The sequence below is a fragment of the Desulfobacula sp. genome, from assembly GCF_014237455.1.
In the GTDB taxonomy this organism is placed as follows: Bacteria; Desulfobacterota; Desulfobacteria; order Desulfobacterales; family Desulfobacteraceae; genus Desulfobacula.
Map to the genome: position 1 here is coordinate 39,514 of NZ_JABZFL010000058.1, position 8,342 is coordinate 47,855.

The 8,342-nt window shown below is 39.5% G+C and carries 10 protein-coding genes; all 10 read right to left on the minus strand.

The window, feature by feature from the left end:
* Window position 1 precedes the first annotated feature (1 nt).
* Window positions 2-1,774, minus strand: coding sequence for a VWA domain-containing protein (locus HGJ91_RS08795; protein ID WP_291347345.1), 1,773 nt, complete (start codon window positions 1,772-1,774; stop codon window positions 2-4).
* Entirely contained in the window at window positions 1,775-2,770 is a 996-nt protein-coding gene (locus HGJ91_RS08800) for a VWA domain-containing protein (RefSeq protein WP_291347346.1), read from the minus strand.
* Window positions 2,770-3,312 (minus strand): hypothetical protein, encoded by a 543-nt coding sequence (locus HGJ91_RS08805; RefSeq protein WP_291347347.1) that lies wholly within the window; start codon window positions 3,310-3,312, stop codon window positions 2,770-2,772. Before HGJ91_RS08805 ends, HGJ91_RS08800 begins: the two co-directional genes overlap by 1 nt.
* Entirely contained in the window at window positions 3,313-4,191 is an 879-nt protein-coding gene (locus HGJ91_RS08810; RefSeq protein WP_291347348.1) for a DUF58 domain-containing protein, read from the minus strand.
* A gap of 15 nt (window positions 4,192-4,206) precedes the next feature.
* On the minus strand, window positions 4,207-5,181 hold the full coding sequence (locus HGJ91_RS08815) for a MoxR family ATPase (RefSeq protein WP_291347349.1): 975 nt from the start codon (window positions 5,179-5,181) through the stop codon (window positions 4,207-4,209).
* Window positions 5,182-5,392: 211 nt separating this feature from the next.
* Window positions 5,393-5,704 (minus strand): CopG family antitoxin, encoded by a 312-nt coding sequence (locus tag HGJ91_RS08820; protein WP_291347350.1) that lies wholly within the window; start codon window positions 5,702-5,704, stop codon window positions 5,393-5,395.
* A complete protein-coding gene (locus HGJ91_RS08825; protein ID WP_291347351.1) occupies window positions 5,697-5,978 on the minus strand; it encodes a toxin in 282 nt (93 codons plus the stop codon). Before HGJ91_RS08825 ends, HGJ91_RS08820 begins: the two co-directional genes overlap by 8 nt.
* Window positions 5,979-6,101: 123 nt before the next feature.
* Complete coding sequence (locus HGJ91_RS08830; RefSeq protein ID WP_291347352.1) at window positions 6,102-6,734, minus strand: hypothetical protein; 633 nt, start codon at window positions 6,732-6,734, stop codon at window positions 6,102-6,104.
* A gap of 145 nt (window positions 6,735-6,879) precedes the next feature.
* A complete protein-coding gene (locus HGJ91_RS08835) occupies window positions 6,880-7,773 on the minus strand; it encodes a hypothetical protein (RefSeq protein WP_291347353.1) in 894 nt (297 codons plus the stop codon).
* Between the two features lie 209 nt (window positions 7,774-7,982).
* Window positions 7,983-8,144, minus strand: a complete 162-nt coding sequence (locus HGJ91_RS08840; protein WP_291347354.1) for a hypothetical protein — start codon at window positions 8,142-8,144, stop codon at window positions 7,983-7,985.
* Between the last annotated feature and the right edge of the window lie 198 nt (window positions 8,145-8,342).

An 8,342-nucleotide genomic window follows, 5' to 3' on the forward strand; every position in this document is an offset into this window, starting at 1 on the left:
ATTACCAGTCTTTTTCAACATGTTGTTTCTGTAACACAGGCATCATTGCTTTTCCAGGTTTGTCTTCAAGCCTGTTGAGCATATTTTCCATATTTTGGTTTGCCTGTTCGGGCTGTTTGTCTTCAGGGGCTGCATTCTTGTTCTCCTGAGGTTGAGATGGTGTTCCTTCAGATTTATCTTTCTGCTGATTTTGTTCTTCCGGCTGTTTTTTGTCTTGTTTAGAACCCTTGTTCGGCTCTTTCTTGTCCTGGTTTTTATCCTGGTTTTGCTCTTCCTGCTTGCCTTGTCCTTCTTTTTTTTCTTTGTCATCCTTGTCTTTATCGGATTTCGATTTTTCCTGCTGCTGCTCCTGCTTTTTTTGTTTGACAAACTCCAGGTTCTCTTTTGCTTCCCTGTCCTCGGGAAACTCTTTTAAAATATTTTCATACCCTTTGATGGCATCATCAAGCTTTCCCATTCGATAGTCTGTGTTGGCAAGGTTATACTGTGCATCATGACGCAGTTTGATATCCTCTATTTTTGCAGCCTGAATGAAATTTTTTTTAGCCTGATCATACTCTTTGTTCATATAGGCAGCCGCACCAATATTATAATAAAGCGTTGCATTTTCCGGATTTTCAAGCTGGGCATCAATAAAATGTTTTTTAGCCTGTTCATACTTTTGCTCGTCAAAGGCTTGTATCCCCTGTTTAACGCTGGAAGAAACCGTTTTTGCATAAGCGGGCCCATTCTGAAAAACAAAAAAACCGGCGCCAAATACAAAAACAAATATGACCAATCCTTTTAATTTCTTTTTTGAAGACAAAATAAATTCTATTAACAATAAAACCAGGCACGGAAAAAGAAACCATTGATACCTGTTTTCCCAGACCTTTTTCTTCCCTGATGTAAGGGTCTTTCGGTCCATGGTTCCAAGGATCTTATCCTTATAAATCAGATCAAGATCCATATCCCCGGCTACGGACCTGACATAGGTTCCGTCTGTCATGGCCGCCAGCTTTTCAAGGCCTTCTTCATCCACTTTTGACAAAATAATATTGCCGGATACATCCTTTTTAAACCCGCCGTTTTCATCGGGTATGGGTGCGCCCTGAAGATCTCCGACCCCGATACTAAATATTTTAATTCCCTGCCTGGCCATCTCTTTAGCTGCCTCTTCCACATTACCCGAGGTGCTTTCTCCATCCGTAATAATAATAATGGCTTTTTCAGTATCAGAATCTTCTTCAAACCCATCATAACAGGTCTTTATCGCTGCATTAAGATTGGTGCCGCCAACCGGCAGAAATCCGGGTTCCAGAACCTTTAAAAAAATATTAAATGCTTCATGGTCAAGAGTTAGAGGACACTGGAGGATAGCACGTCCTGCAAATGCCACAAGCCCTGCCCTGTCGGATTTCATCATGTGCAGCAGATCAATAATTTCTCTTTTTGCCCGCTCAAGCCGGTTGGGTTTAATATCCTGTGCCAGCATACTTTTCGAACAGTCAAGGGCAATCATGATATCCACCCCTTTTTGAGTTGTCTTTTCCCATTTGTATCCCAGTTGCGGCCCTGCCAGGGCAACAATAGCAAACCCGAAGCCGATGGTGATCAAAACGGCCTTTATCCACCTTCTTCTGGGATCAAACCCGGGAACAATTAAAGAGACCATGTCAGCCTTAGCAAATCCGGAAAGTATTTTTTTTCTTTTCCGAATACCGTATGCCATTATACCGAACACCGGGATTAAACCCCATAATAAATTCAACAAATATGGATTGGCAAATTTCATTTACGGTATCCTTAAAAATCTTGTATTACTCAAACCAATATTCATAAGAAAAAGGATCAGGCCGGCCATGAGCAACCCGGGATATAATTCCTTGTACTCCACCCATTTTTCAACATCTACCTTTGTTTTTTCAAGCCGGTTGATCATCTCATAAATCTGCCCAAGAGATTTTAAGTCCCCTGCTTCAAAAAAATCAGCTTGTGTTTGCTTAGCAATTATTTTTAAAGCATCCAGATCCACATCCACTTTTTGATACACATACCGTTTGCCAAACAGGCCGTCCACAAGAAACGGGGCTTCCCCTTTTGTTCCTACCCCAATGGTATAAATTTTCACCTTTCTCTGGGCGGCAATCTTTGTAGCATCCTGCCAGGAAAGCTCCCCTGAGTTGCTTTTGCCGTCTGTCAGTAAAATAATAATATTGGATTTGCTTTGAATATCTTCAAGCCGCATTAATGAAATTCCAATGGCATCCCCAATGGCTGTTCTGGGTCCTGCCGCTCCGATTTTCAAGTGGTCCAGGATAAAGGCAATGGTGTTATAATCCCGGGTCAGAGGCAACTGGGTAAAGGCATTTGATCCAAAAACGACCATGCCGATACGGTCCCCTTCCCGTTTCATGATAAACTCCCGGACCACAGTTTTCACCGCCTCAAGCCGTGTTACAATCTTTTTATCCTTTTTGAAGTCAAGGGCCCGCATGGATTCAGAAAGATCCAGGGCCAGGATAATATTAACGCCTTCTGTGGTCACGTTTATTTTTTTATCCCCCCACTGGGGTCTTGCAAGGGAAAGAATCAAAAGAATCAGAGCGATTATTTTTAAAAAAGGCACAAATCTTGAGAGCATCACCATAAAAGATTGAGAAAGCGGCTCAACTCCTTTTAACGAAGACACCTTGATATGGCTGGTACTTTTCTTTCTAAGCCTTAGAAACCAGACAAGGGCGACCACAAAAAACAATAATAAAAACAAAGGAGAGGCAAACCTGAACATTATTGAGCCTCCTCTTCTTTTTCCTTAAGTTTTATCAGATCTTTTTCTATTTGGTGAATCTTTTCTTTGATAAACAAGAGATCTTCTTTTACCCGGTCCTTTTCAGGGACAGTCCCGGCATATTTAAACGGGTCGGACAATTTGAAAAACCTTGCAATATCTCTTTTTACCGCTTTATCAAAATCAAGCCGGTTGATGTGGTTGACAAACTCCTGTGAGGTCATCTCTATGGCATTGATGGTATAAGAGCGGCCGATATATTGTCGCAGAACGGCTGTCAAATCAAAATAAAAGAGTCTTGGATCAACCATTTCTTTTTGAAAAAGAAATTCGAGTTCCTTTAACGCGGCTTCATACGGTGCCATGGGTTCGGAAAGATATTTCAGGTCTTTGGGTTGTTTTCTCTTTTTCAACCATTTTTTTATCAAAAAAAACAGGCCTGCTGAGACAAAAATTCCCCCCAATACCATTAAGACAATTTTAAACAGCATCGGATCAAAACCAACCTGGACCGGGGGCCTTATGTCATGGATATCCTGCATTTACCTTAACCGCCTCTCCCTGAACCTGAAGTATTGCAGCAAGGTATCAGATACGGAAGCACCTGCTTCAAGCTCGATCACATCACTTTTGGCTTTGAAAAAAATACTCAATGTTTTTTTGTAGTGTGACCGCTTTCTGGATGTAAATTCTTCCCGGATTTTTTTATTAAATCCATCAAAAACCAATTCTTTGGAGGTTTCAAAATCAGACAGGGTGATAATCCCTTTTAAAGGAAGATGGAACGCCCCTTTATCATATATCATTACCCCAATGATCTCATGCCGTTGCCTGATAGTTCTCAGACTTTTCAAATACCCGTCATCCAGAAAGTCGGACAGGACAAAGACAAAAGATCTTTTCTTGGATATTTTTGCCAGATAATCCAGAGCTGCCGATATATGGGTTCCTTTTCCCTGGGGCGGAAAAGTGAATATCTCTTTTATCACCCGCCAGATATGGCTGGAGCCTTTTTTAGGCGGTATATATTTCTCCACCCGGTCCGTAAAAAAAATCGCCCCCACTTTATCACTGTTTTTAATGGCATTGAACGCAAGAACCGATGCCACCTCGGCGGCTCTCTCGAGTTTTGGCCCCGAAAATGTCCCGAACTTCAAAGAGGAACTCATGTCAATCAGCAGCATGACTATGCTTTCGCGCTCTTCCTTGTAAAGTTTTATAAAGGGCTTGCCAAGCCTTGCCGAAACTTTCCAGTCCAGTGTTTTAACATCATCTCCCGGGCAATACTCCCGGACTTCTTCAAACTCAATACCCGAGCCTCTGAACACGGATTTATACTGTCCTGCCATGATACTGTTTACCGTACGGCTGGATTTAATGTGTATCCGCTTTATCTTCTTAATAATATGCGCCGGGATCATCTGGTGCTGCTTCCCTTAGGGTACTTCAACCGAATCAAAAACAGTCTGTATGATATCGTCACAACAGATATCTTCTGCCTCTGCTTCAAAACTTAAAATAATTCTGTGCCTCAATACGTCCGGCCCCACAAGCTTGATATCCTGGGGTGTGATATAAGCCCTGCCTGATAAAAATGCATTTACCCGGGCGGCTTTTGCAAGAAAAATAGTGGCCCTTGGAGATGCGCCATACTCGATATATTCGGCCACATCCATCCCGTATTTCTCAGGCTGCCGCGTGCTGAACACCAGGTCTACAATATACTCTTTGAGTTTTTCATCCACATAGATCTGATCGATCAATTCACCCATAGCGGCAAGCTGGTCACAATTGATGACCGCCTTGATGGCATCGGGCTTTTGAAAGCTGTTCTTTTTAAGGATCACAAGTTCCTGAGCCTTGTCGGGATAATCAATGAGTACTTTAAGCATAAACCGGTCCACCTGGGCTTCAGGCAAAGAATAAGTCCCCTCCTGTTCAATGGGATTCTGGGTGGCAAGAACCAGAAAAGGAGACGGCAATAGATAGGTTTGGTCTCCTATGGTTATCTGCTTTTCCTCCATGGCTTCCAGGAGTGCGGACTGGACCTTGGAAGGCGCCCTGTTGATTTCATCTGCCAGGATAATATTGTTAAACAAAGGCCCTTTTCTCGTAATAAAATCAGATGTTTTGGGGCGATAAATTTCAGTACCGGTCAAATCCGCCGGTAAAAGATCCGGAGTAAACTGGATTCGCTTGAACTTTGCCTGCACAGCGGAAGCCAGCACTTTTACCGCTTTTGTTTTTGCCAGCCCGGGGACCCCCTCGATAAGGATATGCCCTCCTGTTAAAAGCCCTGTCAAAAGACTGTCCACCAATTTTTCCTGACCTACCAGTTCTTTTGAAATCTCATTTCGGATACTGCTGATTAACAGATAATTTTTCTCAATTGATTCTTTGATCTGTTCCATAATCCTTTATGCCCATATTATAGATTTACACATAACAACCCCGACAAAAAACAATTTTTTAATCATAAATTTTAACTAATATAGTATTGGCAACTAAAGTGTCAAGAAATGAACCGTATAAGCAAAGATCCATATGCTCCCGCAAGGCAAACAGCCTTCAACTGACAAAATCAAAATTGAGGCTAAAGCCGATACTTTCTGGAGCCGCTCATTAGCCCCCGGTCTGCTCCGGCGGTTTGTTCGGTCTTGGTTTGTCTATAAGATAGCCCGAAACGTAACGGTGAAGAACACTAGACATAAGTGTTTGATAAGGAATTCCATTCTCTACAGCAAGGGCCTGGATCTCTTCCAAAACTTTAGAAGAGATTCTGATATTAACCCTTTTATCCTTTTTCAAAGTGTTACGTGCATACTGCTGGTGTTTTATTATTTCTTCTTTGACATTTTGCACTGACTTCCACTCACCTTGTTCAAAGGATTTCAAAATTTCTTGTTCATTTTTATCGAGTTTGGTTTTATGCATTCTTACCTCCTAAATAATCACGAGTGGCTTTGCGACTTGGAATTATTGTTTTTAAAAATTTGCCATTTTCATCTTCGACAAATGGAACAAGATAGGCATAATTATTAATTTCAACTACGAGTAATTGCTGGTTAGGATATTTCTTTTGGTTGGGATGAGCTACAATATCAAGAACATCACCTCGTTCAATATGCATGGTTATTTGTTCAAAACTCATACCACGTTCTATTTTAAGCTGTTCATTTTTTTCTTTATTCCATTTATAATGTTCCATAAATCAAACCTAATGGAATGTGTGCTTAATGTCAACAAAACTCTTTGGATTGGAAACCTAACGTCATTTTCACAGGCGCCGGTTTTTTGGCGTCCTGTGAAAAAAAAGGTTAGCTGATTTTTTTTATTGTAACAATTGTAAAACCTTTGCGAATACCTGCTTAAAAAGGCCGAATAAAAGTTTCCCTTTTTCAGTATCCAAAGAAAGCGCGATTGAAATGCTCATAACTGTAGATATTGCCAAACCTCGCCAGTCTATTTTATTAAGTCTTTCCAGTGATTCAGCCAAATATTCCAAACGACTATCGATCACTTTTATTTCGTCAGGTGTCGGTCTATAAGTTTTTAATATCAGTAATCGAAATTCATTGATGGAAAGCTTTAATTGTTGTTTTTCATTGGCTGAAAATTTTGAAATATCATCTGAATTTATCTCAGCACCAGAAATAATCGTCTTTTCAGCGTTCAGCTGTTGCCAATGATCAGGCAAAAGCATTTCGTCAAAGTACTCTTTGACAGTATCTTTTAGCCAATTTGAGAATTGGCTATATATCTGCCCGATGTCAAACCAGTCTTGTTCTGGGATGAAGCCAGACATCGGGTAATTGGGAGCAAAAAGAGTATAATTACAATCTAATTGATAAAAGTTTCCAGAAGAATTTCTAATCAAAAATTTCAATGGTGAATTGTTTACCTTTATCTCAAAATGACCACTCTCACCTTCAACATCAATATCACTAACGGAAAACATTTCCACGTCTATTTCATTATTTTTTATTATTTCAAGAAGGCCCTTCTTCTATTTTTTTAACATGATCAAACTCCTGTGCAGCTAACGTTCGGCATAAAGCGCGGCGGCTTTTTGCCGTCGATCTTAATGCCGTGGTTATAATTTCAATATGTTATGATCCCATTATAATACCTGACCTAAACTTCTTTAGCTCCTCGTATAATTTTTTCTTTTTAGAGAATCGTTTTTCAAGTTTCAAGATTGATTTTCTTCGAAAACCAATCTTCTTCAGATTTTCAAGGTCATATTCGTAAGCTGATTTAATGGGAGTGGTCTTCGAAGGAGTCAACTTGTAGGCAATATTCGTTGTTGCAAGCAGATCCAAGTAGTCAATGTTGTTAAAAAACTCGATGAAATTATTATTGCTGTATTCTTCTTTTGAATACATTCTAAAGGCATCAGTTTTGAATAATTGATAAGTCCTGCAAAAAAATTGATAATCTCCTACGATGGTTGACTGGAATGCAACAATCGGTTTTTTATTTTCAAACATCTTATTAAAGATAGGCTCAGTGGCCATACCTGAACCATAAACAAGGAAATCGACAGTTGTGATGGGAAATAGAAAGTTAAGGATCATAGGAAATTTCTTACTCATCTCCTCAAAGTTATAATCCTTTCCAGCTATATATATGTCAGCAGTATTATATCTGTCAGATAGCTCAATTGCCCAATGTTGGTCTTTCGTTCGATACTTTCTTTTTGGGGCAATATTGGTTGTAAACCTACAAATTGGTATAGGAACGATTATTTCTGCCAGACTTAAATTAATTATTTCATCGCTAATTAGTGTCCGTTTTTTTTCGTCTTTGTATTTTGGCAATAAAACGGGGGTTGGATGATAATCATTAGCGCTGTGATATGATATTTCGTGTTCAGCTTGCCCATGATCTATGGGAATGTATATTAACCCACCTTCTTTTTGGTTGAAATCGAATTTTCGAATTATGTATGAGTCATCAAAAAAATGGAATTTGATTTCTGCATTTCCATTTTTCGGTGGCATTGGAATTATCCGAATGCAATCATTTCCTTGAAAAGTTACAGCTATTCTATTTTTCATTAGCACCACTATTTAAAGAAGAAAATTTTGCAATAAAATCATAACGTATCATATTATGCAGAAAAAAATCTGCATAATACCGCTATATATTTTCTTTATGATATCATATTAAAGCATCTAATACAGTTTTCAAATTTACTTTTAATAAACGCTCAAATCACCTTGCCATACCAGAAAAATGATGTAAAGGGATATCCCCAATTCAGGCATTTTTTCATGGTTTGATCCTGAACATGAGTGATAAAGCCATCAATGGGAATGTCAGGGTGGATGGGGATTAGGGTATCAAGGAGATTCAGGAGTGTCTTGTCCAACCGGTTTGCCTGTAATTTTTGCGCGTGACCTGAAAGGTTATAAAAGTTCCAAAGATCTGGAATGGTTAAGACGGCAAATTGTTTGAGCGCCTATAAGAAAGTAAGTCAATAAAAAATAGTTATCCATTAACAAAAAATATGTTTTTTTGCTTACGGTCTCCTCCTGCTGGTCATCAGTAAACATGTTTTTCACTCCAT